Annotated in this window: 27 protein-coding genes; 10 read left to right on the forward strand and 17 right to left on the reverse strand. The window is 74.5% G+C overall.

Annotation, left to right across the window (positions count from 1 at the left end; genetic code table 11):
• Window positions 1–34: 34 nt before the first annotated feature.
• Together AWW66_RS05460 and AWW66_RS05465 are read right to left on the reverse strand one after the other, a co-directional pair.
• Window positions 35–1,213, reverse strand: a complete 1,179-nt coding sequence (locus AWW66_RS05460; protein WP_067360623.1) for an NAD(P)-dependent malic enzyme — start codon at window positions 1,211–1,213, stop codon at window positions 35–37.
• Window positions 1,214–1,357: 144 nt separating this feature from the next.
• The gene (locus tag AWW66_RS05465) at window positions 1,358–1,708 is read right to left on the reverse strand and encodes a S26 family signal peptidase (RefSeq protein WP_067360624.1); all 351 of its coding nucleotides are present in this window, start codon (window positions 1,706–1,708) and stop codon (window positions 1,358–1,360) included.
• Window positions 1,709–1,793: 85 nt separating this feature from the next.
• Between AWW66_RS05465 and sodN the strand changes: the two genes are divergently transcribed.
• Window positions 1,794–2,198 carry a superoxide dismutase, Ni gene (gene sodN / locus AWW66_RS05470; RefSeq protein ID WP_067360625.1) on the forward strand — a complete coding sequence of 135 codons (405 nt, stop codon included), beginning with the start codon at window positions 1,794–1,796 and terminating at the stop codon, window positions 2,196–2,198.
• Between the two features lie 181 nt (window positions 2,199–2,379).
• The gene (locus tag AWW66_RS05475) at window positions 2,380–2,784 is read left to right on the forward strand and encodes an ATP-binding protein (protein WP_067360628.1); all 405 of its coding nucleotides are present in this window, start codon (window positions 2,380–2,382) and stop codon (window positions 2,782–2,784) included.
• A gap of 190 nt (window positions 2,785–2,974) precedes the next feature.
• Here AWW66_RS05475 and AWW66_RS05480 read toward each other — a convergent pair whose 3' ends face one another.
• Window positions 2,975–3,364: a hypothetical protein gene (locus tag AWW66_RS05480; RefSeq protein WP_067360631.1), complete on the reverse strand. Its 390-nt coding sequence runs from the start codon at window positions 3,362–3,364 to the stop codon at window positions 2,975–2,977.
• Between the two features lie 43 nt (window positions 3,365–3,407).
• Between AWW66_RS05480 and AWW66_RS05485 the strand changes: the two genes are divergently transcribed.
• Window positions 3,408–4,403, forward strand: coding sequence for a diacylglycerol/lipid kinase family protein (locus AWW66_RS05485; protein ID WP_067360634.1), 996 nt, complete (start codon window positions 3,408–3,410; stop codon window positions 4,401–4,403).
• A gap of 444 nt (window positions 4,404–4,847) precedes the next feature.
• Window positions 4,848–5,105 (forward strand): WhiB family transcriptional regulator, encoded by a 258-nt coding sequence (locus tag AWW66_RS05490; protein WP_007072794.1) that lies wholly within the window; start codon window positions 4,848–4,850, stop codon window positions 5,103–5,105.
• Between the two features lie 87 nt (window positions 5,106–5,192).
• Here AWW66_RS05490 and AWW66_RS05495 read toward each other — a convergent pair whose 3' ends face one another.
• From AWW66_RS05495 to AWW66_RS05505, 4 genes are read right to left on the reverse strand one after another with little or no spacing between them, the layout of a single operon-like run.
• Window positions 5,193–6,074 (reverse strand): sirohydrochlorin chelatase, encoded by an 882-nt coding sequence (locus AWW66_RS05495; protein WP_067360637.1) that lies wholly within the window; start codon window positions 6,072–6,074, stop codon window positions 5,193–5,195.
• Window positions 6,056–6,820 carry a phosphoadenylyl-sulfate reductase gene (locus AWW66_RS05500; protein ID WP_067360640.1) on the reverse strand — a complete coding sequence of 255 codons (765 nt, stop codon included), beginning with the start codon at window positions 6,818–6,820 and terminating at the stop codon, window positions 6,056–6,058. The genes AWW66_RS05495 and AWW66_RS05500 overlap by 19 nt, the downstream gene beginning before the upstream one ends.
• Window positions 6,817–6,975, reverse strand: a complete 159-nt coding sequence (locus AWW66_RS34230; protein ID WP_169807059.1) for an IS1 family transposase — start codon at window positions 6,973–6,975, stop codon at window positions 6,817–6,819. Before AWW66_RS34230 ends, AWW66_RS05500 begins: the two co-directional genes overlap by 4 nt.
• A complete protein-coding gene (locus tag AWW66_RS05505; protein ID WP_067360643.1) occupies window positions 6,972–8,684 on the reverse strand; it encodes a nitrite/sulfite reductase in 1,713 nt (570 codons plus the stop codon). The genes AWW66_RS34230 and AWW66_RS05505 overlap by 4 nt, the downstream gene beginning before the upstream one ends.
• 647 nt (window positions 8,685–9,331) lie before the next feature.
• Here AWW66_RS05505 and AWW66_RS05510 point away from each other — a divergent pair.
• A complete protein-coding gene (locus tag AWW66_RS05510) occupies window positions 9,332–10,828 on the forward strand; it encodes a glycosyltransferase family 39 protein (protein ID WP_342671911.1) in 1,497 nt (498 codons plus the stop codon).
• Between the two features lie 176 nt (window positions 10,829–11,004).
• Here AWW66_RS05510 and AWW66_RS05515 read toward each other — a convergent pair whose 3' ends face one another.
• Both AWW66_RS05515 and AWW66_RS05520 read right to left on the reverse strand, forming a co-directional pair.
• A complete protein-coding gene (locus tag AWW66_RS05515) occupies window positions 11,005–12,522 on the reverse strand; it encodes a sensor histidine kinase (RefSeq protein ID WP_067360646.1) in 1,518 nt (505 codons plus the stop codon).
• Window positions 12,523–12,546: 24 nt separating this feature from the next.
• Window positions 12,547–13,578 carry an SIS domain-containing protein gene (locus tag AWW66_RS05520; RefSeq protein ID WP_067360649.1) on the reverse strand — a complete coding sequence of 344 codons (1,032 nt, stop codon included), beginning with the start codon at window positions 13,576–13,578 and terminating at the stop codon, window positions 12,547–12,549.
• Between the two features lie 239 nt (window positions 13,579–13,817).
• Here AWW66_RS05520 and AWW66_RS05525 point away from each other — a divergent pair, with 239 nt between their 5' ends.
• Entirely contained in the window at window positions 13,818–15,668 is a 1,851-nt protein-coding gene (locus AWW66_RS05525) for a tetratricopeptide repeat protein (protein WP_067360652.1), read from the forward strand.
• A 32-nt stretch (window positions 15,669–15,700) separates the two neighbouring features.
• On the opposite strand, the gene AWW66_RS05530 is transcribed toward AWW66_RS05525, so the two are convergent.
• On the reverse strand, window positions 15,701–17,281 hold the full coding sequence (locus AWW66_RS05530; RefSeq protein WP_067360655.1) for an MDR family MFS transporter: 1,581 nt from the start codon (window positions 17,279–17,281) through the stop codon (window positions 15,701–15,703).
• A gap of 107 nt (window positions 17,282–17,388) precedes the next feature.
• Between AWW66_RS05530 and AWW66_RS05535 the strand changes: the two genes are divergently transcribed.
• Window positions 17,389–17,955, forward strand: coding sequence for a TetR/AcrR family transcriptional regulator (locus AWW66_RS05535; protein ID WP_067360658.1), 567 nt, complete (start codon window positions 17,389–17,391; stop codon window positions 17,953–17,955).
• Window positions 17,956–18,007: 52 nt separating this feature from the next.
• On the opposite strand, the gene AWW66_RS05540 is transcribed toward AWW66_RS05535, so the two are convergent.
• The gene (locus AWW66_RS05540; protein ID WP_067360661.1) at window positions 18,008–18,514 is read right to left on the reverse strand and encodes a GNAT family N-acetyltransferase; all 507 of its coding nucleotides are present in this window, start codon (window positions 18,512–18,514) and stop codon (window positions 18,008–18,010) included.
• Window positions 18,511–18,726 carry a biotin/lipoyl-binding carrier protein gene (locus AWW66_RS05545; protein WP_067360664.1) on the reverse strand — a complete coding sequence of 72 codons (216 nt, stop codon included), beginning with the start codon at window positions 18,724–18,726 and terminating at the stop codon, window positions 18,511–18,513. Before AWW66_RS05545 ends, AWW66_RS05540 begins: the two co-directional genes overlap by 4 nt.
• Window positions 18,727–18,971: 245 nt before the next feature.
• On the opposite strand from AWW66_RS05545, the gene AWW66_RS36315 reads away from it, so the two are divergent.
• The gene (locus AWW66_RS36315) at window positions 18,972–19,046 is read left to right on the forward strand and encodes a 50S ribosomal protein bL37 (protein WP_369700219.1); all 75 of its coding nucleotides are present in this window, start codon (window positions 18,972–18,974) and stop codon (window positions 19,044–19,046) included.
• A 98-nt stretch (window positions 19,047–19,144) separates the two neighbouring features.
• Here AWW66_RS36315 and rsrA read toward each other — a convergent pair whose 3' ends face one another.
• The 5 genes from rsrA to AWW66_RS05570 all read right to left on the reverse strand — a co-directional run bounded on the left by rsrA (window position 19,145) and on the right by AWW66_RS05570 (window position 22,501).
• Entirely contained in the window at window positions 19,145–19,432 is a 288-nt protein-coding gene (gene rsrA, locus AWW66_RS05550) for a mycothiol system anti-sigma-R factor (protein WP_067360667.1), read from the reverse strand.
• Between the two features lies 1 nt (window position 19,433).
• On the reverse strand, window positions 19,434–20,267 hold the full coding sequence (locus AWW66_RS05555) for a sigma-70 family RNA polymerase sigma factor (protein ID WP_067360671.1): 834 nt from the start codon (window positions 20,265–20,267) through the stop codon (window positions 19,434–19,436).
• 248 nt (window positions 20,268–20,515) lie between these two features.
• Window positions 20,516–21,136 (reverse strand): alpha/beta hydrolase family protein, encoded by a 621-nt coding sequence (locus tag AWW66_RS05560; RefSeq protein WP_067360675.1) that lies wholly within the window; start codon window positions 21,134–21,136, stop codon window positions 20,516–20,518.
• Between the two features lie 64 nt (window positions 21,137–21,200).
• On the reverse strand, window positions 21,201–21,596 hold the full coding sequence (locus AWW66_RS05565; RefSeq protein WP_067360678.1) for a WhiB family transcriptional regulator: 396 nt from the start codon (window positions 21,594–21,596) through the stop codon (window positions 21,201–21,203).
• A 197-nt stretch (window positions 21,597–21,793) separates the two neighbouring features.
• The gene (locus AWW66_RS05570) at window positions 21,794–22,501 is read right to left on the reverse strand and encodes an SOS response-associated peptidase (RefSeq protein WP_067360681.1); all 708 of its coding nucleotides are present in this window, start codon (window positions 22,499–22,501) and stop codon (window positions 21,794–21,796) included.
• Between the two features lie 102 nt (window positions 22,502–22,603).
• Here AWW66_RS05570 and aroA point away from each other — a divergent pair, with 102 nt between their 5' ends.
• Both aroA and rsgA read left to right on the forward strand, forming a co-directional pair.
• A complete protein-coding gene (gene aroA / locus AWW66_RS05575; protein WP_067360786.1) occupies window positions 22,604–23,905 on the forward strand; it encodes a 3-phosphoshikimate 1-carboxyvinyltransferase in 1,302 nt (433 codons plus the stop codon).
• A 120-nt stretch (window positions 23,906–24,025) separates the two neighbouring features.
• A complete protein-coding gene (gene rsgA / locus AWW66_RS05580) occupies window positions 24,026–25,018 on the forward strand; it encodes a ribosome small subunit-dependent GTPase A (RefSeq protein WP_067360684.1) in 993 nt (330 codons plus the stop codon).
• Window positions 25,019–25,037 lie beyond the last annotated feature (19 nt).

Genomic DNA, 25,037 nt, shown 5'->3' on the forward strand with positions numbered 1-25,037 from the left:
CCAAACAGGTTAAGAAGGGGCCCTTCCTTGCACCTCAGGCGCGGGCGACGCCGGCGCGGCGGGCGGCTTCGGCGACCGCCTCGGCCACCGCCGGGGCGACCCGGGGGTCCAGCGGAGAGGGGACGATGGCGTCCGGGGTCAGCTCGCCGTCGACCACGGCGGCGATCGCGTCGGCGGCGGCCACCTTCATGGTGTCGGTGATCGTGGTGGCGCGGGCGGCCAGCGCCCCCTGGAAGACGCCGGGGAAGGCCAGCACGTTGTTGATCTGGTTGGGGTGGTCGCTGCGCCCGGTGGCGACCACCGCGACGTGCCGGGCGGCCACCTCGGGGTCCACCTCGGGGGTCGGGTTGGCCAGGGCGAAGACGATGCCGCCGGGGGCCATCCCGGCCACCGCCGCCTCCGGGATCCGACCGCCGGAGACCCCGACCAGGACGTCCGCGCCACGCAGCGCCTCGGTGACGTCCCCGGTACGGCCCTCGGCGTTGGTGGTGGCGGCCAGGTCGGCCTTGGTCCCGGTGAGGCCGTCCCGGTGCCGGCCGAGGATGCCCCGCGAGTCGCAGACCACCACCCGCTGCGGGTCGACGCCCCCGGCGACCAGCATCCGGGTGACCGCGACCCCGGCCGCGCCCGCCCCGCTGACCGCCACCCGCAGGTCACCGAGCTTGCGGTTGAGCAGGGTCGCGGCGTTGCGCAGGGCGGCGAGCACGACGATCGCGGTGCCGTGCTGGTCGTCGTGGAAGACCGGGATGTCGAGCGCCTCGTCGAGCCGGCGTTCGATCTCGAAGCAGCGGGGCGCGCTGATGTCCTCCAGGTTGATCCCGCCGAAGGAGGGGGCCAACGCGGTGACCGTGGCGACGATCTCGTCCACGTCCTGGGTGTCCAGGCAGACGGGGACCGCGTCGATCCCGCCGAACTGCTTGAAGAGCACCGCCTTGCCCTCCATCACGGGCAGGGCGGCCCGGGGCCCGATGTTGCCCAGGCCGAGGACGGCGGACCCGTCGGTCACCACGGCGACGGTGTGCGACACCCAGGTGTAGTCGTCGACGAGGGCGGGGTCGGCGGCGATGGCCTCGCAGACCCGGGCCACGCCGGGGGTGTAGGCCAGGGAGAGGTCGTCCCGGCTGGTGAGGGGGACCGTCGAGGCGACGGCGAGCTTGCCGCCGGCGTGCAGGCGGAAGACGGGATCAGCGGGGTCCACGGTGGACGAAGGCATGGTGACTCCAGGATCTGTCGAGCAGATTTGGGGCGGGCCGGCGCGGGCACGAAGGTGAGGCGGCGAGCGGCGGCGCGCGGTACGGGGGTCACCCGGACACCAGCCGAGCATAGTGTCAGCAGCGGAAGCAGGTTGTGAGTAGGGTCATACCGGGGGTCGGGCGAGCCGCCCCGGGCGGGGCCAGTAGCGCAGCAGCACCCGCCCCTGGACGTCCGCCACCCCGTACGCCCGGGAGTCGTCGGTGACCAGGTCGTTGTCGCCGCGTACCCACCAGCCACCGTCCTGGGCCCGGACCGCGCGCTTGACCACCAGCAACTCGGGGCGGCTGCGGAAGACCGCCAGCACGACGTCACCGGGTCGGACCGGCCGGCCACCGCGCCGGACCAGCACCGCGTCCCCGTGGCGCAGCGTCGGGGACATGGAGGGCCCGGTCACCAGGACGGGCACCAGGAGCCCTCGCAGCCGGGGCGCGAAGTCGCCGTCGTCGGCCCGCATCCGGGTTTCACCTCCGCCCCGCCGGGGAGCATCTCCAGGAGTAATGTCGGCTTGGATCATCGCAAACGTCCCATGGAGGAACCCGATGCGACTTCCGCGCATCCTTGCGCCCCGCGTGACCGCCAGCGCCCACTGCGACCTGCCGTGCGGCGTGTACGACCCGGCGCAGGCCCGGATCGAGGCCGAGTCGGTCAAGGCGATCTGTGAGAAGTACCAGTCGAACACCGACCCCGAGTTCCGGACCCGGGCCATCCTGATCAAGGAGCAGCGGGCCGACCTGGTCAAGCACCACCTGTGGGTGCTGTGGACCGACTACTTCAAGCCCGCCCACTTCGAGAAGTACCCGCACCTGCACCAGCTCTTCAACGAGGCCACCAAGCTGGCCGGGGCGGCCGGCGCCAAGGGCGCGACCGACCCGACCAGGGCCGACGAGCTGCTGTCGAAGATCGACGAGATCTCCAAGATCTTCTGGGAGACCAAGCAGGCGTGAGCCTCGCTCGCGGCTCGGACGATCCGGCCGGCGTGCCCTCGGGCGCGCCGGCCGTCGTCGTACCGCCCCCGGTGGGCAGGCCCTCGGGGCTGCCGTCCCACCCGGCGAAACCGCCGCAGGTGACCGTCGCCACGCGGTACGGCGACCGACCGGGTAGAGTCCCCGACCGGGGGGATGAGGTGTGACTCAACTGACCGGGCAGCCAGTGACCGACGACGACATCGTGCACCTCACCGTGCCTGCGGACGGGGGCTACCTCGGGGTGCTCCGGACCGCCACCGCCGGGCTCGCGGCACGGCTCCAGTTCGCCCTCGACGAGATCGAGGACCTGCGGATCGCGGTCGACGAGGCGTGCGCCATGCTGCTCGCCATCGCCACCCGCGACGCCGAGTTGGAGTGCCGGTTCACGGTGACCGACGACGCGCTGACCGTGGAGGTCACCGTCCCGACGGTGCGCGGCGCGGCGTTGCCGTCGGAGTCGTCCTTCGCCTGGAAGGTGCTCACCGCGCTCACCACCGCCGCCGCCGCGCAGGCAGCCGACGGCCGGGCCACCATCTCGCTGCTGACCCGGCGCGGCGGCTACTGACCCCGGCGGCCGGTGCCCGCCACCGGCCGCTCTCGACCGCCGCTGACCGCCACCGGTCAAGGCGGTGCCCGCCACCGGCCGCTTCCCACCGCCGTTGGTCGGGGCGATGTCCGTGCGGCCCGCCGCCGGCCGCTGTCGACCGCCGCTGACCGCCACCGGTCAGGGCGGTGCCGGGCCGGCGCAGCGCCGGTCAGTCGAAGCCGAGGGCCCGGTTCGTGGGGGTGCTCACCAGCAGCGCGCAGACCCCGAGACCGAGGGCGATCAGCGGCACCCCGAGCCAGCCCAGCCCGCCCTGGATCATGAACCAGCCCACCGGCAGGAGCATCAACTGCAGCACGATGGCCGGCGCGCGGGCACCGGCCCGACGCCGGGCCAACGCCGAGCCCAGGGCCCAGAGCGCGACGGCGCCGCCGACCGCGAACGCGGTCACCAGCAGCGCCGTGGGCAGGTCGGCGGCGGTGGCGGTGAGATCGGCCCAGACCAGCCACGCGGCGACGAGCCCGAGCGCCACCGCCTGCCCGTGGAGCAATCGCGAGGCCCAACGGAGGGTGGCGGGCAGCGCGTCGGAGTCGATGGTCACTCGGGCCACGATACCCAAGTCGGGTCGCGGTACAGTGCCGCCCATGCGGGCCGTCCTGGTGGTCAATCCGAAGGCCACCACCACCAGCGAACGCAGCCGGGACGTCCTGGTCCGGGCGCTGCGCAGTGAGGTCGACCTCTCCGTGCGGTACACCCGCCGGCGGGGCCACGCGGCGGACATCGCCCGGGAGGCCGCCGACCAGGGGGTCGACGTCGTCGTCACCCTGGGTGGGGACGGCACGGTCAACGAGGTGGTGAACGGCCTGATGGCCGCCCGGGTCGCCGCCGCGCCGGACGGGACGACACCCGGTCCGGGCCGGCCCGACGACGCCGACCCGTCCGGGCCGACCCTCGCCGAGCGGCTGCCCGCCCTGGCCACCGTGCCGGGCGGCTCGACCAACGTCTTCGCCCGCGCCCTCGGGCTGCCCCGGGAGTGGCCGGACAGCACCAGCATGATCCTGGAGGGCCTGCGGCTCGGCCGGCAGCGCACGATCGGCCTGGGCCGCGCCGACGACCGCTACTTCACCTTCTGCGCCGGCTTCGGCTTCGACGCCGCCGTCATCCACCGGGTGGAGCAGGCCCGCCGCAAGGGCCGGGTCTCCACCCCCGGGCTCTACCTGCGCTCGATGCTCCAGCAGTACGTCGTGGGTACGGAGCGTCGCCATCCGGCGATCACCGTGGAGCGGCCGGGTGAGGAGGCCGAGGCGGATCTCGCCACCGTCATCGTGCAGAACACCGCGCCGTGGACGTACGTCGGCGACCGGGAGGTCAACCCGAACCCGGCGGCGTCGTTCGATCTGGGGCTCGACCTGCTCGCCCTGCGGCGACTACGGGTCGCCGGCACGACACGTACGGTGACGCAGTTCCTCTCCCAGCAGCCCGATCCGCACGGCCGACAGGTGCTCAGGTTGCACGATCTGGCGGAGTTCGCGCTGGTCTCGGCGCGCCCGCAGGCGTTCCAACTGGATGGGGACTACCTTGGCGAGCGGGAGAAAGTTAGATTCACATCCGTTCCGGCCGCACTGAGAGTAATCTGTTAGGTCCCGGGTACAGCCCTTGGTCGACGCGGTAACCCACCGCATCGATGCGGTGGCCGCCACACCGGGAGGGCAGGTGCCGGAAATGTCGACCATGTCACGAAGACCGTACTATATTGACCCAGTACTGTTACACGCCGGGTAATCAGGACCCCCTCAAACCCGGACATAGAGGTCGTGAGCTTGCTCACCGCCCGGAGTTTTTCCCAGCACCACCCTTGACATTGCGTGAGTTCGTGAAAGTATTCACAAGCGAACTTGAGTTACCGGGAACGCACCCGGACAGGCTCGGTACCTGAGCCGTCCCCGCAGGTCCCGGCGACCCGACAGGCTTGCTCACGCATTGCCGAATTGATGGACGCGAACCGTCACCAACGGCACTGCGGATGCATAAAGAAAAAGCACAAGCGTCACTGCCACCCATCCAGAATGAGGAGTGTTGCCGCCATGGACTGGCGTCACCATGCTGTCTGCCGCGACGAGGACCCGGAGCTGTTCTTCCCGATCGGGACGTCTGGGCCGGCTCTCCTGCAGGTCGAGCAGGCCAAGGCCGTCTGCCGGCGCTGCTCCGTGACCGACCAGTGCCTCCAGTGGGCACTGGAGTCCGGTCAGGACGCTGGCGTCTGGGGTGGAATGAGCGAGGAGGAGCGGCGCGCCGTCAAGCGTCGCGGTGGCCTCCGGGTGCTTCGCGCTCACTCCGCCTGATCCCATCGACTAAGCGCTACCACGCCCCGGCCGGATGATCCCGGCCGGGGCGTTGCGCATCCGTGGACGCCCGACCCCCGGCCCTGGTCACCGGGGCCGCCGCACCGTCGTGTCGACCCGACGCAGCACCAACCCGGCCAGTTCGGGGACGTCGGTCAACGGCTCCGCCACCGTGACCGCCCCCGCGTCGCGGGCCGCCGCGACGACCGCGTCGTGGAAGAGCCCCGGCGCCAGGAAGTACGCCGACACCGCCACCCGGCGGGCCCCCCGCGCGCGCAGCCGGGCCACCGCCCGACCGACCACGGGCGGGGCCGCCGAGGCGTACGCGACCCGGCACGGCACGCCGTACCGGTCGGCGAGGGCCGCCGCCACCCGGCCCACCGAGCCCCGCGCCGGGGCGTCCCGGGTACCCGCCGCCGCCAGCACCAGCGCGTCGAACGGGGCCGGCGCCACCGGGGCGGTCAGGAGAGCCGTCCGCGCCGCACCGGTGACCGCGCCCGGTCGCGCCGGCCCGGCGAGGGAGTCCAGCAACTCGGCGGCGACCCGGTCGGGCTGCGTCAGCCGGCGGCAGAGCGCGGCGAGCAGCGCCGGATCGACCCGGCCGTCGGCGGGGCCGAGCACGTCGGTCACCCGTACCGTCAGCGGGGGTCCGCTCTCGCGGGCCGCCGCGACCGCCGCCGGGATGTCCACCCGACGGTGGTAGGCGGCGGTGAGCAGCAGCGGGACCAGGACCGCCCGGCGGTGCCCGGCGGCGGCGAGGCTCCGCAGCGCCTCGGTCGGACCCGGCTCGGTGTGGTCCAGCCAACTGGGCACGACCGGGGTGCCCGGTCGGGCCGCCCCGACCGCCCGGGCCAGCGCCCGGGTCGCCTCGGCCGCCCGGGGGTCCCGGCTGCCGTGCGCCACCAGCAGGATCGGGTCGCCCCGCCCCGGGTCGGCGGTCGACGCGGCGCTCAGACGTGCAGCCCGCACTCGGTCTTCTCGAACATGGCCCAGCGGCCGGCGCGCGGGTCCTCCCCGGCCTTCGTCCGCCGGGTGCACGGCCAGCAGCCGATCGAGCCGTAGCCCCGCCGGAACAACTCGTTGACCGGGATGTCGTACCGGGCGACGTAGGCGTCGACGTCACCCTGGGACCACGCCGCGATCGGGTTGACCTTGACCTTGCCCCGGCGCGCGTCGAAGGTCACCACGGGGGTGTTCGCCCGGGTCGGCGACTCGTCCCGGCGCAGGCCGGCGGCCCAGGCGTCGTAGTCGCCCAGGGCCCGCTCCAGCGGCTCCACCTTGCGCAGCTGGCAGCAGTCGTCCGGCGACTTGTTGAACAGCCGGGGGCCGTACTCGCCGTCCTGCTGGCCCACGGTGAGCCGGGGCCGGATCGTCCGGACGGTCACCGGCAGCCGGCGGGCCACCTCGTCGCGGACCTTCAGCGTCTCCGGGAAGTGCAGGCCGGTGTCGAGGAAGACCACGTCCACCCCCGGGGCGACCCGGGAGACCAGGTGCGCCAGCACCGCGTCCGCCATCGAACTGGTCACGCAGAACCGGTCGCCGAAGGTCTGCGCCGCCCAGCGGGCGATCTCCAGCGCGGGCGCGCCCTCCAACTCGCGGCCGGCCGTCTCGGCCAGCGCGCGCAACTCCTCGGGGCTGCGCCGGTCCGGCTCGCGCCGGGCCGGCCCGCCGAGGCCGACCAGGCCCAGCCCGGCCGCCCGGACCAGCCCGCTCACCGGAGCACCGCCCGGGAGAGCAGGCCGCCGAACTTCACGGTGAAGACCCGGGCGCAGGCGTGGCACTCCCAGGCGCCGTGCCCGTCCTCGTTCGGCCGCAGGTCCTCCTCACCGCAGTAGGGGCAGTACAGAGGCGCGGAACGGGTTTCGCTCATCTCAGCTCCTCCTCGTCGACCCTGATCACCCAGTTGGCGAACGTCTCACCGTCGGTCCGGCCGGCCAGGTACCGGCGGGCCAGCCGCTCCACGTACTCCGGAAGCTCGTCGGCCGTGGTCTTCAGGCCGCGCAGCTTGCGGCCGAACCCGGCGGTCTGCCCCTGGGCCATGCCCAGCCCGCCGCCCAGGTGGACCTGGTAGCCCTCCACCTGCCGCCCGTCCGGGCCCACCACGATCTGCCCCTTCAGGCCGATGTCGGCGACCTGGGTCCGGGCGCAGGCGTTCGGGCAGCCGTTGATGTGGATGGAGATGTCGGCGTCGAACTCGCGCAGCCGCTCCTCCAGCCGGGCCACCAGCTCCTCGCCCCGGGCCTTGGTCTCGACGATGGCGAGCTTGCAGTACTCGATGCCGGTGCAGGCCATGGTGCCGCGCCGCCAGGCCGACGGCCGGGCCTCCAGGCCGATCCGGCGCAGCGCGCCGACCAGCGACTCGGTCCGCTCCGGCGCCACGTCCAGGACCAGGAGCTTCTGGTACGGGGTCAGGCTCACCCGGTCGCTGCCGTGCTCGGCCACCACGTCGGCCAGCTCGGCGAGCTGGGTACCGGAGACCCGCCCGACCACCGGGGCCGCCCCGACGTAGTTGCGGCCGTCACGCTGCCGGTGCACCCCGATGTGGTCGACCGGCTTGCTCGGCAGCTCCGGGGCGGGACCGTCCAGCAGCGTCCGGCCGAGGTAGTCCTTCTCCAGCACCTCGCGGAACTTCTCCACGCCCCAGTCGGCGACCAGGAACTTCAGCCGGGCCCGGTGCCGCAGCCGGCGGTACCCGTAGTCGCGGAAGATGCCGACCACCCCGGCCCAGACGTCCGGGACCTCGTCCAGCGGCACCCAGACCCCGAGCCGCTTGGCGAGCATCGGGTTGGTGGAGAGCCCACCGCCGACCCAGAGGTCGAAACCGGGGCCGTGCTCGGGGTGCTTTACCCCGAGGAAGGCGATGTCGTTGGCCTCGTACGGGGTGTCGACCAGCCACGAGATCGAGGACTTGAACTTGCGGGGCAGGTTGGAGTACTGCTTGTCGCCGACGTACCGGCGGACGATCTCGTCGATCGCCGGGGTCGGGTCGACCACCTCGCCCTCGGCCACCCCGGCGACCGGGCTGCCGAGCACGATCCGGGGGCAGTCGCCGCACGCCTCGGTGGTCTGCAGGCCGACCGCCTCCAGCCGGCGCCAGATCTCCGGCATGTCCTCGACCCGGATCCAGTGGTACTGGATGTTCTGCCGGTCGGTGATGTCGGCGGTGTCCCGGGCGAACTCGGTCGAGATCTGCGCCAGCACCCGGAGCTGGGCCACGCTGAGCTGCCCGCCGTCGATGCGGACCCGGAGCATGAAGAACTCGTCCTCCAGCTCGTGCGGCTCCAGCACGGCGGTACGCCCGCCGTCGATGCCCGCCTTGCGCTGGGTGTAGAGGCCCCACCAGCGGAACCGGCCCCGCAGGTCGGCCGGGTCGATGGAGGCGAAGCCGCCGTGGGCGTAGATGTTCTCGATCCGGGCCCGGACGTTGAGCGGGTTGTCGTCCTTCTTCGAGCGCTCGTTGGCGTTGAGCGGCTCACGGTGACCGAGCGCCCACTGACCCTCCCCGCGTGGGCGGCGGGGAGCCCGGGCCTTGGCTGCCGTCGGATCCTGGGCGCGGGCCGGGGTGCTGCTGACCGCCATCGCGGCGTCCTCCGTTGTCTGCTGTGCCTCAGTACGAGCGCGGACGCGACGGCCGGCCCTGCGAAACGGGGCCGTGGACGGCGATGTCTTTGACGGCCGGCGCGAGAGCGCGCCCGAGACAGAGTGGGGTCGGGCGTCTTCAGTAGGCCGGACAGATCGCGCTACGCACGCGCCCGTAGTCGACGTGGCGACGGGCCACGAAGCGGCGGACGACAGCGGCGGTCATGCCGCCCATGCTGCCACAACCGCTCCGGAGCAGCCAATGAATGCGTGCCGCATCCCACATCACGGGCCGCCGCCTTCCCCACACCCAGCGTTGCCAAGATCGTCTGGCCGGCGACGCCGGGATGGCCGTCGGGCGTCGCGCCGGTGACCGACATCGGGCGGCACGGGCGTCGGAGGGGTAGCCGACACCGGCGTGGGTGGCGCGCGGGGCCGGGGTAGCCGACGTGGGTGGCCGGCGGGCGGACCGCGCCTGTGCGGCGTCGGGGTGTGCGACGCTCGACTCCGTGGGCGAATTGCCGGAAGAACCGCATTCGTCCAACCCAGCGTCCGCAGCGCAGCCATCCACCGGTCTCCCGTCCACCGGTCTCCCGCCCACTCCCGCCGCCGCGCCGGGTCCGGCGACCGAACGGTACGGGTGGCTGGTGGTCACGCTGCTGACCCTGGCCGTCACCCTCACCGGGGTGGACCGGGCGCAGCCCTGGCGGGACGAACTGGCGACCTGGAGCGCGGCCACCCGCAGCCTGGGCGACCTGGCCCGGATGGTCGGCACCATCGACGCCGCCACCGGCCCCTGGTACCTGCTCCTGCACGGCTGGCTGGCGCTGGCCGGCGACTCGGTCACCGCGCTGCGGCTCCCCTCCGTCCTGGCCGTGTCGGGGGCGGCGGGGCTGACCACCGTACTCGGACAACGGCTGCTGGGGGCGCCGGCCGGGCTGCTCGCCGGGCTGCTGTTCGCGGTCCTGCCGGGCACCTCGCGGTACGGGCAGGAGGCCCGCCCGTACGCGCTGGCGGCGTTCCTCGCGGTGCTGGCCACGCTGCTGCTGGTCGACGTGCTCGGGCGCGGCGGGTGGGCCCGCTGGGCGGGGTACGCCGCCACCGTGGCCGCCCTCGGGCTCACCCACCTGGTCGCGCTCACCCTGCTGGCGGCGCACGCGGTGATCGTGCTGGCGCCGCCGCGTGGTCGGGCCGGCGGCACCGACCCGACACCGGTCGGCCGGTACGGGCGCCGGCCCGCCGGCCCGCGTCGACGACTGGGCCGCTGGGCGCTGGCCCTGGTACCGACCGCACTGGTGCTGGTACCGCTGGTGGTCCTGGCCGGGCGGCAGCGGTCCCGCCAGCTCGACTGGGTGGACCTGGCCCGGCCGACCGACCTGACCGGCCTCCCCGGTGGGCTGGCCCAGAGCGCCGCGGTCGGCGGGCTGCTGCTCGGCCTCGCCGCGCTCGGCGCGACCCGGTACGGGCGCCGCGCCCTGCCGCCCACCGCCTGCCTGGCGCTACCGGTGCTGGTGCTTTTCGCGGTCGCCCTAGCGGTGCCGATCTGGGTGCCCCGGTACCTCTTCTTCACCGTGCCCTTCGGCTGCCTGCTGGGCGGCGCGGCGCTCACCCTCACCCCACCCGCCCGGACCGACCGCGCCCTCCCGACCGGGCGGGTTCGCGCGGGGCGGGCGACGGTGCCGGGCGGGCTCGCGGTGGTGGCCGTGGCGGGGCTGCTCGGCCTGCCTGACCAGGTGGCGCTGCGCCGGACCCACGAGTGGCCGCGCGCCGCCACCGTCGACTACCGGGGCGCGGCACGGGTCGTCGCCGCCGGCCAACGGCCGGGGGACGCGGTCGTCTACTCGCCCCGGGACGGGTGGCTCTTCCTCGACCTCGGCCTGGCGTACCACCTGGGGCCGGACCGCCCCCGGGACGTGCTGGCGGTCCGGGACCAGGCCGGGCGCGGGGACCTGTGGGCCGACGAGTGCCCCCGACCCGCCGCGTGCCTGGCCGGGGTGGAGCGGGTCTGGCTGGTCGTCGCCGGACGTCGCACCGACCCGCTGGCCGCCGTCGGCGGGACGAAGGGCGAGGCACTGCGTACCGGGTTCACGGTGACCCGGGTCTGGCCCCGCTCCGGCCTGACCGTGGCCCTGCTGACCCGCTGACCGCCACCGGCCCGAGCCGAACCACCGACAGCATGCCCCGCCCCGGCCCTGTCCCGCCCAGCCCTGTCCCGCCCAGCCCTGTCCCCGCCCAGCCCAGCCCAGCCCCGGCGCAGCGTGAGCCGGGGTGTTAAGAAGGGGCCCCTGCTCTACCGAATGCGTTAACAGGGGGCCCCTCCTTACACCCGGGCGAGGGGGACGACCAGGACGGCCTCGGTGCCGCCGGCCGCGCCGGCGCGCAGGTCGATCGAGCCACGCAGTTCCCCGGTGACCAGGGCCCGGACGATCTGCAGGCCGAGTCGGCCGGCCTGCTCGGGGTCGAAGTCGGTGGGCAGGCCGCGCCCGTTGTCAGCCACGGTGACCTGGAGCTTCTTGCGGGTCCGCTGCACCGAGACGACCACCTGGGCGGCGGTGGCGGTGCCGCCGTCCTGCTCGGAGGGCGGCGGGAAGCCGTGCTCGACCGCGTTGAGCAGCAACTCGTTGAGGATCATCACCAGCGAGGTGGCGATCTCGGCGGGCAGCACGCCGAAGCTGCCGGTACGCCGCATCCGGACCGCCACCTCGGTCGCGGCCACCTCGGTCGCGGCGCTGGCCACCCGGTCGAGGATGCCGTCGAACTCCACCGCCTCGTCGCTGGACATGGAGAGGGTCTCGTGCACCAGGGCGATCGAGGCGACCCGGCGGACCGACTCCTCCAGTGCGGTCCGGGCCTCCGGGGCGGCGACCCGGCGGGCCTGCAGGCGCAGCAGCGCGGCGACGGTCTGGAGGTTGTTCTTCACCCGGTGGTGGATCTCCCGGATGGTGGCGTCCTTGGTGATCAGGGCGCGGTCCCGACGGCGTACCTCGGTGATGTCGCGGACCAGGACCAGCGCGCCGATCGGCACCCCGGCGGGCATCAGCGGCAGGGCCCGGGTGAGCATGGTCGCGCCCCGGGCGTCGATCTCCCGGCGCGGCGGGGCCTCGCCGCGCAGCGCGGCGAGCACCGCGTTGCCGGCGTCGGTGCCCTCCAGCGGGTCGCCGGCCAGCCGGCGGTGCAGCACCGCGAGGTCCTCCCCCACCAGCAGCGAGGCGTGCCCCAACCGCCGGTACGCGGACTGGGCGTTCGGGCTGGCGTAGGTGACCTTTCCGCTGGCGTCCAACCGGACCAGGCCGTCGCCGACCCGGGGCGCGGAGGTGGTCTCCCCCGGGTGCCGGGGCGGCGGGAAGGTGCCGTCGGCGATCATCTGGGCCAGGTCGTCGGCGGTGGTGAGGTAGTTCAGTTCGAGCTGGCTCGGGGTGCGCGCGGTGGAGAGGTTGGTGTCCCGGCCGACCACGGCGATCACCTCGCCGGCCTCCCCGTCGGCGGTGCGCAGCCGCACCGGGATGGCCTCGTGCCGGGCCGGCACGTCGCCGTACCAGACCGGGTCGCCCTCCCGCCAGATGCGGGCCTGCCGGTGGGCGATCTCCAGGTGGGCCACCTCGGGGCCGCCGATCGTCCGGCCCACCTGGTCGTCCTGGTACGCGGTCGGCGCGGTGGTCGGGCGGACCTGGGCCACGCAGCAGAACGAGCCGTCCCCGTCGGTCGGCACCCAGAGCAGCAGGTCGGCGAAGGAGAGGTCGGACAGGAGCTGCCAGTCCCCGGCCAGCCGGTGGAGGTGGTCGATGTCGATGGGGCGGAGCCGGGTGTGCTCCTCGGCGAGGTCGCGCAGCGTGGACACGGCACCAGCCTGCCACGTGCCCGATCACATCGTCGCGGTGACCTTGTTCAGCCCGCGCGGCGCGTCCGGGTCCTCGCCCCGGGCCAGGGCCAACGCCAGCGCCAGGCGCTGCACCGGCAGGATGTCCAGCAGCGGGGCGTACCGCTCGTCGACCTCGGGGACGACCATCCGGGCGGAGGCGGCCACGTCGGCCGAGCCGACCGCCAGCACGTCGGCGCCGCGCTCGCCGAGCCGGGGCAGCACCTCGCGCATCGACCGGCCGCCGGGGCCGGAGCCGATCACGGCCAGCACCGGCACGTCCGGGTCGGTCATGGCGAGCGGGCCGTGCAGCAGGTCGGCCCCGGAGAAGGCCAGCGCCGGCAGGTACGAGGTTTCCATCAGCTTGAGCGCCGCCTCCCGGGCGGTCGGGTACGCGTACCCCCGGCCGGTGGTGACCAGCCGGGCGGCGAACCGGTACCGGGGGGCGAGCTGGGCCGGGGTGGCGTCGTCGAGGGTGCGGGCGGCCAGCTCGGGCAGCGCGTCGAGGGCGGCCCGCTCCTCGGCGGGCAGCACCCCGTCGCCGGCCCGGATCCCCTCCACCAGCATCAGCAGGGCGAGCAGCTCGGCGGTGTAGGTCTTGGTGGCGGCCACCGCCCGCTCGTGCCCGGCGGCGACGTCGACGGCGAGTTCGGCGGCGGCGACCAGCGGGGAGTCGGGGGCGTTGGTGACGGCGAGGGTGAGCGCGCCGGAGGCACGGGCCACCCGGAGCACCTCGGCCAGGTCGGGCGAGCCGCCGCTCTGGCTGACCCCGACGACCAGGGCGTCGGAGTAGTCGGGGCGGGCGCCGAAGACGGTCAGCGCGCTCGGCGAGGCGAGCCCGGCGGGCAGCCCGAGCCGGATCTCGGTCAGGTACGCCGCGTAGAGGGCGGCGTGGTCGGAGGTGCCCCGGGCGGTGAAGACCACGTGCCGGGGGCGGCGTCGCGCGATCACCGCGGCGACCCGGGCGATCGGGTCGGCGTACTCGGCGGAGAGCAGTCGGGCGTAGCCGTCCGGCTGCTCGGTGATGTCAGCGGCCATGCCGGCTCCGGCACCCGTCACGGCGATCCCCTCCCCCTGCGCGGCGGTCCGTCCGGTCGGGGACGGGTTCCCGCGCGTCTGACAGTCATGCGCGGTTCCCGCGCGTTCGATGCTCAGTCTTGCATGATTCTGTCGATCAGAGCAATCGAACGAACAGTAATGCGCAGTGGATCACCGTTTCGGTGGGTCATCCCCTAGGCTTTGCCAGCCCTGGAAACCACGACGAGCGAGAGGGCGACGTGTCCGAGGCGGACGATGCCGCGCTGACCGCGGCGGAGGAGCTGGCCCTGGCCCGGCTGGCGCTGGACTCCGGCGAGCTGGAGCACGCGGCCGGCCACGTCGCCGGCGCCCTGGCCCAGGCGCCGACCCTGCCGGAGGTGCACGAGACGCTGGCCCGGCTCGCCGCCGTGGGCGGCGGGGGCGGGGTCGACCTCTTCCCGTTGCAGCACCACGCCTTCGTCGGCGCGGTGGTGGCCCGCGCGCACCTGCTCGCGGCGGCCGGGCGGCCGGCCGAGGGGCTGGACCTGCTGGCCGCCGCCACCGGCCACTCGCCCGCCGTCGACTGGGCCGGGGTGCCCTGGGTCACCGCCCCGGAGCTGGCCGAACGGCTCGACCCCGACCGCACGGCCCGGATCCTGATGCAGATCTGCGCCGCCGTGCCGGACCCGGTCCCCCCGGCCGGCCGGGCGGCGCTGGGCCCGTACCTGGTGCTGGCCCGCAACGCGGTCACCGTCCACCCCGAGCACGGCCTGCTGCTGGGCGCGGCCTCCGCGCTGGCCCGCCGGGTCGGCGAGACCGAGCTGGCGATCCGCTGGGCCGCCCGGGGGGTACGCGCGCAGCCGTCGAAACTCGGCGAGGTGTGGCTCGGGTACGCGTACCGCAGCGCCGGCCGCACCCGGGAGGCGCTCGCCGCGCTCACCCGCGCCGTCGCGCACGACCCGGACGACCTGGCCGTCTACGCCGACATCGCCGGCACCCTCGCCGACAGCGGGCGGCTCGACGAGGCGCTGCGCTGGACCGACCGGGCGCTGGAGCGCGACCCCTCGTTCGACTGCGCGGTGCACACCGCGCACCGGCTGCGGTTCCAGCGCGACGGCGAGGTGGCCCACCTGGTCGCGCTGGCGGACTTCGTCCGGGACCACCCCGACGACACCCACGAGCACGGCGACCTCGCCGAGTGCTGCCGGAGCCGGCCCTGGCTGGGCCAGCTCACCCCGCCCGGCGGCGCGCTGGTGCGGGCGCTGCGCCGGGCCCTGCACGACCGCCACTCCCCCGACCCGGGCGACCTCCTGGTCCGGCTGACCGCCCCGGAGCCGCCCAGCGCGCTGCGGACCGTCGCCACCGCCGCACCCGAGCTGACCGTCGAGCCGGCGACCGGGGTGCCCGGCCCCGACCCGCACGAGCCCCGGCGGCCGGTCACCCGGCGGCTCTGGCACCACGCGGACGGCACCGTCGTGCCCGCGCTGGCCCCGCCGTCGGCCGAGGCGGTCCGGCGGATCCAGCACGTGGCCCATCCGGCCTGGCCACACCCCCCGGCGGCGTACGACGCGGCGGTCGGGCTGGCCACCCTCGACCTGCCCGACCTGCTCGGCCTGCTGGTGCACCCGCCCGCCGCGCCGGACACCGCGCTGGGTCGGGTGCTGGCCGGGCAGGACCCGTCGCTCTGGGTGCGCTGCGTGCAGGTCTGGGCCTGCCTCGGGCTGCTGCACCACCGCACCGACGAGCCGTGGGAGTCCTCGGTGCGCCGCGCGGTGCTGCTGGACCTGGTCTGGGGAGTGGAGGACTGGGTCACCGAGGCGGCGCTGTTCGCCCTGGTCACGGCGGCCTGGGTGGACCCGGCGGTCCGCCCGGACGTGGCCCGGGTGATCGCCGAGCGGCTCGCCGACGTGGCCGCCGTGGGTCGGGAGCGCCCGGTGCCCATCGCCACCTCGCTGGCGTACCTGGCCCTGGCCACCCCCGACCTGGAGCGGCCGGCGGTCGAGCAGGCGTACCGGCTGCTCGGCGGGCGGCCGAGGCCACCCGGTGCCCGCCGGGCCGGGCCGCTGCGCCGACTCTGGCACCGCCTCACCGGCCGTACCGTCGCCGGCTGAGCCCACGCGGCGCGGGGCCGCGCGGGCTCAGGTCAGGCCACCGGGGTCTTGCCCAGCGCGGCCTCGGCCCGCTCCTGCGGGGTGCCGTCGGTCGGGTCGGCGGCGGAGCGCAGCGGCACCTCGCGGATGAACCAGGCCAGCACCGGGATCAACGCGGTGAACAGCACCGCCCAGGCGAAGACGTGCGAGATCCCGTCGGCGAGGCCGCCGAGCACCAGTTCACGGGCCTGTTCCGGGAGTTCCCGCAGTCGCTCCAGGTCCAGCCCGGCGCCGGCCTCCCCGCCCCCGAACGAGCCGCCGGCCGGCGACCCGGCGAGCCGGTTGGCGAAGATCGCACCGAACAGCGAGATGCCGAACGAGCCGCCGATCGACCGGAAGAAGGTGGCCGCGCCGCTGGCCGCGCCGAGGTCCCGCTGCTCGACGCTGTTTTGCGCGATCAGCATCGAGGTCTGCATGAGGAAGCCCATGCCGACGCCGAGCACGAGCAGGTAGAGCGAGGACTCGACCCGGCTGGTGGCGACGTCCAGCAGGATCAGCAGCGCCATGCCGCCGGTCATCACCACCCCGCCGACGATCGGGAAGATCCGGTACCGGCCGGTCCGGGTGATCGCCCGGCCGACCACCAGGGAGACGGTCAGCATGCCGAACATCAGCGGCAGCAGGAGCAGGCCGCTGCCGGTGGCCGAGGCGCCCTGCACGGTCTGCTGGTACAGCGGCAGGAAGTTCATCGCGCCGTACATGGCGAAGCCGAGCAGGAAACCGACCACCGAGATCAGCGCGAAGTTGCGGTTGGCGAAGAGGTGCAGCGGGAGGATCGGCTCGGCGGCCCGGCGCTCGACGACACCGAACGCCACCAGGCTCAGCACGGCCAGCGCGGTCAGGCCGAGGATCTGCGGGGAGCGCCAGGCGTACTCGTGCCCGCCCCAGGTGGTGATCAGCACGAGCGCGGTGATGCCGACGGAGAGCAGGCTGGCGCCGAGCCAGTCGATCCGGTGCTCGGTGCGGTACCGGGGCAGCTTCAGCGTGACGATCAGCAGCACCAGCGCGACCCCGCCGACCGGCAGGTTGACGTAGAACGCCCAGCGCCAGGAGAGGTGGTCGGTGACGAAGCCGCCGACCAGCGGGCCGGCGACCATGGCGACGGCCATGGTGCCGGCGATCAGCCCCTGGTAGCGGCCCCGCTCCCGGGGCGGCACCAGGTCGCCGATGATCGCCATCACGCCGACCATCAGCCCACCGGCGCCCAGCCCCTGGACCGCCCGGAACGCGATGAGCTGCATCATGCCCCCGTCGGGGCCGCCCAGCACCGCCGAACCGGCCATCCCGCAGAGCACCGAGCCGACCAGGAAGATCCCGACCGAGGCGAGGAAGACCCCCTTGCGGCCGTAGAGGTCACCCAGCTTGCCCCAGATCGGGGTGGAGACCGTGGTGCCCAGCACGTACGCGGTGACCACCCAGGTGAAGTGGTTCAGCCCGCCGAACTCGCCGACGATCCGCGGCAACGCGGTGCTGACGATCATGTTGTCGAGCATCGCGAGCATCATCGCGATCATCAGACCGACGAGGACGAGCCGCACGTTCGGACGTGCGCTGTCCCGGCTCTCCTGGGCCATGGGTAGGCTCCCCCGGGTTGAACTTACTTGCCGACCGGCTAGTCCGCCCTTACCTGCCGCACGGTAAGCTGACGACCGGGCGACGTCAAGCCGATTGGAGGACCACCGTGGCGGAGGGCACGGGCGGCACCCGCGAGCGCATCAAGGCCGTCGCCCTTGAGCTCTTCACCGAGCAGGGGTACGAGAAGACGTCGCTGCGCGAGATCGCCGAGCGGCTGAACGTGACCAAGGCCGCGCTCTACTACCACTTCAAGAGCAAGGACGAGATCGTCAGCAGCGTGGTCGACGACCGGCTGGACCGGATGGACGAGCTGGTCGCCTGGGCCCGGGAGCAGCCCGCCACCCTGGCGACCCGGCGCGCGGTCGTGGCCCGGTACGCCGAACGGATGTTCATCGACGAGCGCCCCCTGGTGATGCGGTTCTTCGAGCAGAACCAGACCGCGCTGAAGAACCTCGTCGCCGGCCAGCAGATGCGGGAACGGATGTTCCAGTTGGCCGGGGTGCTCTCCCGGGGCGACGAGAGCCCGGCCGCCCAGTTGCGCGCCGCGCTGGCCCTGTTCGCCGTGCACGCGACCTGGTTCGCGGTACGCGCCCCCGAACTCGACGAGCAGGGGCGGCTGGAGATGGCCCTGACCGTCGCCGAGGAACTCCTCACCCCCATCGGCAACGCCTGACCCCCTCCCCGCCCCCGCCCTTCTGCGCGATCTTGCAGTGGGAGGGGCGGGGTTAGGGGTTGAGGGGGAGGCGGAGGGCGAGCAGGTCGACGTCGGGCAGTGGCGACCAGTCGCGCTCGGGCAGCCGGACGAAGCCCGTCCGCCGGTAGAGCCGCTGCGCCGGGGCGGCCATCCCGGCCCGTACGCAGATCACCACCGCCGAGCTGCCCAGCTCACGGGCCCGGGTCACGCACGCCTCCACCAGCGCCACGCCGACGCCCCGGCCCTGCGCGGCCGGATCCACCGCGAGCATCCGGAACTCCGCCTCGCCGGGACCGCAGACCTCGGCGAAGGGCGTACCGGGCAGCAGGAAGGTCACCGTGCCGAGCAGCACGTCGTCGGCCTCGTCGACGGCGACCAGCACCTCGCCGGTGGCCGCCCGGGTGGCCACGTCGGCGAGTACGGTCTCGTAGCCGTTCCCGCCCTTGAGCTGACCGTCCGCCTCGTACGCGGCGATGGTCAGCCGGGCCACCGCCGGGTACTCGGCCGGCTCGGCGACGCGGACCCGCACACCGGTCAAGCGATCACCGCGATCAGGTCGCCGTCCTGCACCACGTCGCCCTCGTTCACGGCGAGCTGCTCGACGACCCCGTCGGACTCGGCGACCACCGGGATCTCCATCTTCATCGACTCCAGGATCACCAGCGTGTCCCCCTCGGACACGGTGTCCCCGGCCGACGCCACGACCTTCCAGACGTTCGCCACCATCTCCGCGCGGATCTCCTCGGCCATCTCACGGCCCTCCTCACTGCACCGGTGTGCCTGCGAACGGTATCCAATCACGTTTGTGCACCCCGGGGCCCGTCCTCCCGGCCCGGATGACCGGGACCCGTCGGGTGGGTGGCCACCCCACGACCGGCCCGGGGCCGGGACGCCAACTAGCATCAGCGGGTCGGACCCCGGCGGCGCCGGGGCCCGGTCCACGACCACCGGCGCGCCAGCCGCGCGCCCGGCCGTCACCAGCACGAGGAGGTCCCATGGCGAAGAAGGCCCGCAAGAAGAAGGCCCGCAAGAAGAGCGGCGCCAACCACGGCAAGCGCCCCAACTCCTGACCGGGGCGCGATCCACCCCGCCGCCGGTGGCCGGCGACTCGGCCCGTTCGGGGCACGACGAACCGGCCCACGAGGGGCGGCGGGGTGGGTCGGTGTGGTCAGTCAGCCAGTTCGCGGCGGTCGGCGGTCTCGAAGACGACCAGTTCGGTCAGCCGGACCCGGAGCCGCTCGCGAAGCTGTGCCGGCGCTGTCTCGTTGCCGCAGCAACGGGCGACCAGCGCCCGTACCTCCTGCTCGATGCCGTACTCCCGCAGGCACGGGCCGCACTCGTCCAGGTGGTGCCGGATCCGTTCCCGCCGCTCGTCGGCGCACTCCAGATCCAGGTAGAGGTAGACCTCGGCGAGCACCTCACGGCAGTGCGTCTCGTGCGGATCTCCACAGCTCACGTCACACCTCCCGGCCGGCGGCGGCGGTCGAGCCCCCCGCGGAACGTGCGGCGGAGAAGCCTCGCTCGGCCGCGTAGCGCTCGAGCAGCTTGCGCAGGTTGCGTCGGCCACGGTGCAGCCGCGACATCACGGTACCGATCGGCGTACCCATGATGTCGGCGACCTCCTTGTAGGAGAAGCCCTCGACGTCGGTGAGGTAGACGGCCAGGCGGAACTCCTCCGGCAACTGCTGGAGGGCCTCCTTGACGTCGCTGTCCGGGAGCCGGTCCAGCGCCTCGGTCTCCGCCGAGCGCAGCCCACTGGAGGTGTGCGACTCGGCCTCGGCGAGCTGCCAGTCGGTGATCTCCTCGGTGGGTGCCTGGATCGGCTGGCGCTGCCGCTTCCGGTACGAGTTGATGTAGGTGTTGGTCAGGATCCGGTAGAGCCACGCCTTCAGGTTCGTACCCTGCTCGAACTGGTGGAAGGCGGCGTACGCCTTCAGGTACGTCTCCTGGACCAGGTCCTCGGCATCCGCCGGATTACGGGTCATCCGCAGCCCGGCCGCGTAGAGCTGGTCGACGAAGGGCATCGCGTCCCGCTCGAATCGCGCCCTGCGTTCGTCCGTCTTCTCGGTGGTCAACCGCACATCCCCTCGCGTCGGATGCTTTCCCGCCGAGGATACGCGCCCCGAGCCGCCCACAGATCCGCTTCCGGCCGGTGTGCCTGTGCTCACCACGCCGGTACGCCGTGCGCCCGGCCCGACCGGGCTGGCCGTCGCCGGCCACTCCGGCCCCTCCAACAACTCCCTGAGCTGTCGTGCGCCCCGTTCGTCCCGTTCCCGTGTCTCGGTCGGCACCCGCTCACCCCCTCGGTGATCCGTCGTCCGAGGGCTTCAACGCGACCGGAGGGCTGCCGCATTCCTCCCGGTACCCGCTCCCGTTCCCGGCCCCTGGCTCGGCACGACCGGCGCAGGGACCAGGAAGGGCCTGGGAGGGCGGCCCCGGGTCACCCGACCGGGCGACCCGACACCAACCCGTGCAACGAGACGCGGCGGGCGACGGACACGGCCGCCCCGCGTGGTGGACCCGGCGCGGGGGCGGCGGCTCAGCGCGCCCAGCCCCGCCCGCGCAGCCAGTCGACCACCACCGCGGCCGTCCCGGTGGGGTCGCGCCGCAGGTCGTGGGTCTCGCCGGGGCGGCGGACCACCTGCACCGCCGCGGTGGGCGCGGGAATCCCGAACGGGTCCCGGTCGCCGTTGACCACCAGGGTCGGCAGGCCGGTCGCCAGCTCGCCGGCCCGGGAGCGCTCCGGCCGGCCGGGCGGATGCTCCGGAAAGGCCAACGCGACGACGCCGGCCGCGCCCACCGCCACCGCCGTCCGGCAGGCCACCCGGGCGCCGCTGGAGCGCCCGCCGACCAGGACGGCCGGCACCGCCGGGTGCCGGCCACGCACCGCCGCGAGGACCTCCGTCCAGGCCTCGTCGAGGTGCCCGGCCGGCGCGGGCGCCCGGCGACCGGCGACCCGGTACGGCTGGGTCACCCGGACGACCGCGAGGCCGGCCGCCACCGCCGCGTCCCGCAGGGCGACCAGGTCGGGCGCGTCGACCGCGCCCCCCGCCCCGTGCCCGAGCACCAGCAGCGCGGTCGGCGGGCCGGCCGGCAGGTCCGTGTCGGCGCGGGCCGGCCCGCGCGCCGTCTCGATCTCGTCCTCGTCCGTCCTGCGCACCGCCCCATTCTGCGCCGCCCGTCGGCCCCGATCCGGTGGGCCGGGGCCGACGGGCGGGCGGAACTCAGCGGCTCACCGGCACGAGCGTGAGCAGCCGGTCGCGGACCGGCGGACCGGCCTCGTCGGCGGCCTCCGGATCCGGTTGGACCTCGCTGCGCCAGGCGACCAGCATCGCCCGCCGCTCGCGCGGTGTGGTGCCGCCCCAGACCCCGTGGCAGTCACCGACGTCCAGCGCCCAGGCCAGACAGGAACCCTGCACGTCACAGCTGCGACAGAGCGACACCGCCGTGTCGGCCGGCTCGTTCGGCGCCGGAAAGAACGTCTCCGGATCCACGCTCTGGCAGGTCCCCCTGGTCCGCCAGGCATCGTCGGAACGTCGTTCGCGCAGCGCCCGCAGCAGCCGCGGGTCCCGACGCGCGGCGGCCACCTCGTGCGGACGGGGCATACGTGCCCTTGTCATCCACCCACCTCCCCCGTGGGACCGGCATGATCGATGAGCGTCGTTCGCCCCGTGCGAATCGACTCCCATACCGGCGCTGTGTTCTATCGCACTTTCGGACACGGTCACAAGCCTCTGCCGGAAAGATGGCTAAACACTCACGCCACGATTCGCCCGCAACTCTGGCAAATTAGTACGCGACAATGTGCGGACACCGCTCAGAAGAGCGCCGGGTCGGCCGCCTCGGGTCGACGGGAAATCGGAACCCGGGCGGTCAACTCCGGCCCGTTGTTGCGGACGTTGCCCACGGCGGGGCCGACCGGCCGGATCTCCAGCCCGGCGAGCCAGGCCACCGGGGGTGGGGTGAGCAGCCCGGCCGGGTCCTCCGTCGGCGCCAGCCAGGGCGCCCAGCGCTCCGGCGGCAGCAGCAGCGGCATCCGGTCGTGCACCTCGGCGAGCCCGCCCAACGCGGCGGTGGTGAGCACGCTGAACGTCTCCAGCGGGCCGTCCGGCGCGGACCAGGTGGTCCAGATGCCGGCGAGGGCGAGCACCGACCCGTCGGCCGGGGTGAGGTAGTAGGGCTGCTTGCCCCGGTCGGTGCGGGCCCACTCGTACCAGCCGTCGGCCGGCACCAGGCAGCGGCGGCGGGCGAACGGGCCCGCGTAGGCCCGGCTGGTGGCGACCGTCTCGGCCCGCGCGTTGATCATGCGCGACCCGGCGGACGGGGACTTCGCCCACGGCGGCAGCAGGCCCCACCGCAGCACCGCCAGGGCACGCCGGCCGTCGGGGTCGACCCGGACCACGGGCACCCCGTTGGTGGGCGCGACGTTGTGATCCGCCCTGATCCGGCCGTCGGTGTTGTCGTACGCCTCGAACACCGCGCTCAGGTCGGCGGCGTTCCGGGTGGTCGCGTACCTGCCGCACATGTCGCACACGCTAACCGGTCGCGCCCCGCGCCGCTGTCCCGCCAACCGGGAGCCGGGCCGACACCCGCCGGGCCGGACACCCAGCGCGGCAGAATGGACACCGTGGGGAACCCGACCGTCACCCGGCCACCGCAGCCCTGGACCGCACCGACCGCCACCGAGGCGGTCACGGCCGCCGTCCGGTTGCCCGGCTCCAAGTCGCTGACCGCCCGCGCGCTGGTGCTCAGCGCGCTGGCCACCGGGCCGTCGACGCTGGCCGGGCCGCTGCGCGCCCGGGACACCGAACTGATGGCCGGCGCCCTGCGGGCCCTGGGCACCCACGTGTCGACCAGCGACGACGCGCGCTGGCTGGTCCGCGCGCACCGGCTGGTCGGGCCGGCGCACGTCGACGTCGGCCTGGCCGGCACCGTGCTGCGCTTCGTCCCGCCGATCGCCGGCCTGGCCGAGGGGCGGATCACCTTCGACGGCGATCCGCAGGCCCGCCGCCGCCCGCTCGGCCCGCTGATCGGCGCGCTGCGTTCGCTCGGCGTCCGGGTCGACGCCCCGCCCACCGGCAGCCTGCCGCTGACCGTGCTCGGCGCCGGGCGGGTCACCGGCGGCGAGGTGGTCCTCGACGCCTCCGCCTCCAGCCAGCTCGTCTCCGGCCTGCTGCTGGTCGGCGCCCGGTTCGACCGGGGGCTGGTGGTGCGGCACGTCGGCCCGCCGGTGCCGTCCGCCCCGCACCTGCGGATGACCGTGCAGATGCTGCGGGCCGCCGGGGTGGCCGTCGACGACACCACCCCCGACGTCTGGGCCGTCGAGCCGGGCCCGCTGACCGGGCGCGGCTGGGAGATCGAGCCGGACCTCTCCGGCGCGCTGCCGTTCTTCGCCGCCGCGCTGGTCACCGGCGGCGAGGTGACCCTCCAGGGCTGGCCGCACCACAGCGCGCAGCCGATCGAGCAGCTCCGCGCCCTGCTCCAGCGGATGGGGGGCGAGGTCACCGTGACCGCCGCCGGGCTGACCGTGCGCGGCACCGGCCGGGTGCACGGGATCGACGCCGACCTCTCCGAGGTCAGCGAGCTGACCCCGGTGCTGACCGCGTTGGCGATGCTCGCCGACTCGCCGTCGCGGTTCACCGGCGTGGCCCACATCCGGGGCCACGAGACGGACCGGCTCGCCGCGCTGGCCCGGGAGTTCACCGCGCTCGGCGCGGACCTCACCGAGGCCCCCGACGGGCTGGAGATCCGGCCCCGGCCCCTGCGCGGCGGGGTCTTCCGGACCTACCACGACCACCGGATGGCGCACGCCGCCGCGGTGGCCGGGCTGGCCGTCCCCGGCGTCGAGGTCGACGACGTCGGGTGCACCTCGAAGACCATGCCCGAGTTCCCGGCACTATGGTCGGAGCTGGTGACCAACAAGAGCTGACGCGACAGGGGGCGGGTCCTGGCGACCAGGCGACGCGAGTACGACGAGGACGACGTCCGGGTACGACCCGGGAAGTCGTCGCGCCCCCGTACCCGTACCCGCCCCCGGCACGCCGACGCCGTGGACGGCTTCGTGATCGCGGTGGACCGGGGCCGGTACACCTGCGTCCGGGACGGGGCCGACCCCGACGCGCCGACGGTCACCGCGATGCGGGCCCGGGAACTGGGCCGCAAGTCGGTGGTGGTCGGCGACCGGGTGGGCCTGGTCGGGGACGTCTCCGGGGCGGACGGGGCGCTGGCCCGGATCGTCCGGATCGCCGACCGGCGCTCGGTGCTGCGGCGCACCGCCGACGACGACGAGACCACCGCCGAGGGCCGGCTGGAACGGGTGGTGGTGGCCAACGCCGACCAGCTCGTGATCGTCAGCGCGCTGGCCGACCCGCCGCCGCGGACCGGGTTCGTCGACCGTTGCCTGGTGGCCGCGTACGACGCCGACATCGAGCCGCTGCTCTGCCTGACCAAGGCCGACCTGGCCGGGCCGGAGCAGGTGCTCGACTACTACGCCGAGCTGGAGCTGCCGTACGTGCTGATCCGCCCCGACGCCGACCTGGCCGCGCTGCGGGCGCTGCTCGCCGGCCGGGTGTCGGTGCTGGTCGGGCACTCCGGGGTGGGCAAGTCGACGCTGGTCAACCGGCTGGTGCCGGAGGCCGACCGGGCGGTCGGCGTGGTCAGCGCGATCGGGCGGGGCCGGCACACCTCGACCAGCGCGGTGGCGCTGCGGCTGCCGGCCGGTCCCGGGGCCGACGGCGACCCGGGCTGGATCGTCGACACCCCCGGGGTCCGCAGTTTCGGGCTGGCCCACGTCTCCGCCGACAGCCTGCTGCACGGCTTCCCCGACCTGGTGGAGGGGACCGTCGACTGCCCGCCGAACTGCCCGCACACCGCCGACGAGGCGGACTGCGCGCTGGACGCCTGGGTGGCCGCCGGCCGGGCCGACGGGCGGCGGCTGGCGTCGTACCGCCGGCTGCTGGCCTCCCGGGCCGGCGAGCCGGACCCGCGCGCGGCCGAGCCCGACCGCACGGGCGAGCCGGGCGACCCACCCGCCCGGGGCTGACCGGGCGTCGCTACCGTCA

The organism is Micromonospora rosaria, assembly GCF_001567585.1.
Lineage (GTDB): Bacteria > Actinomycetota > Actinomycetes > Mycobacteriales > Micromonosporaceae > Micromonospora > Micromonospora rosaria.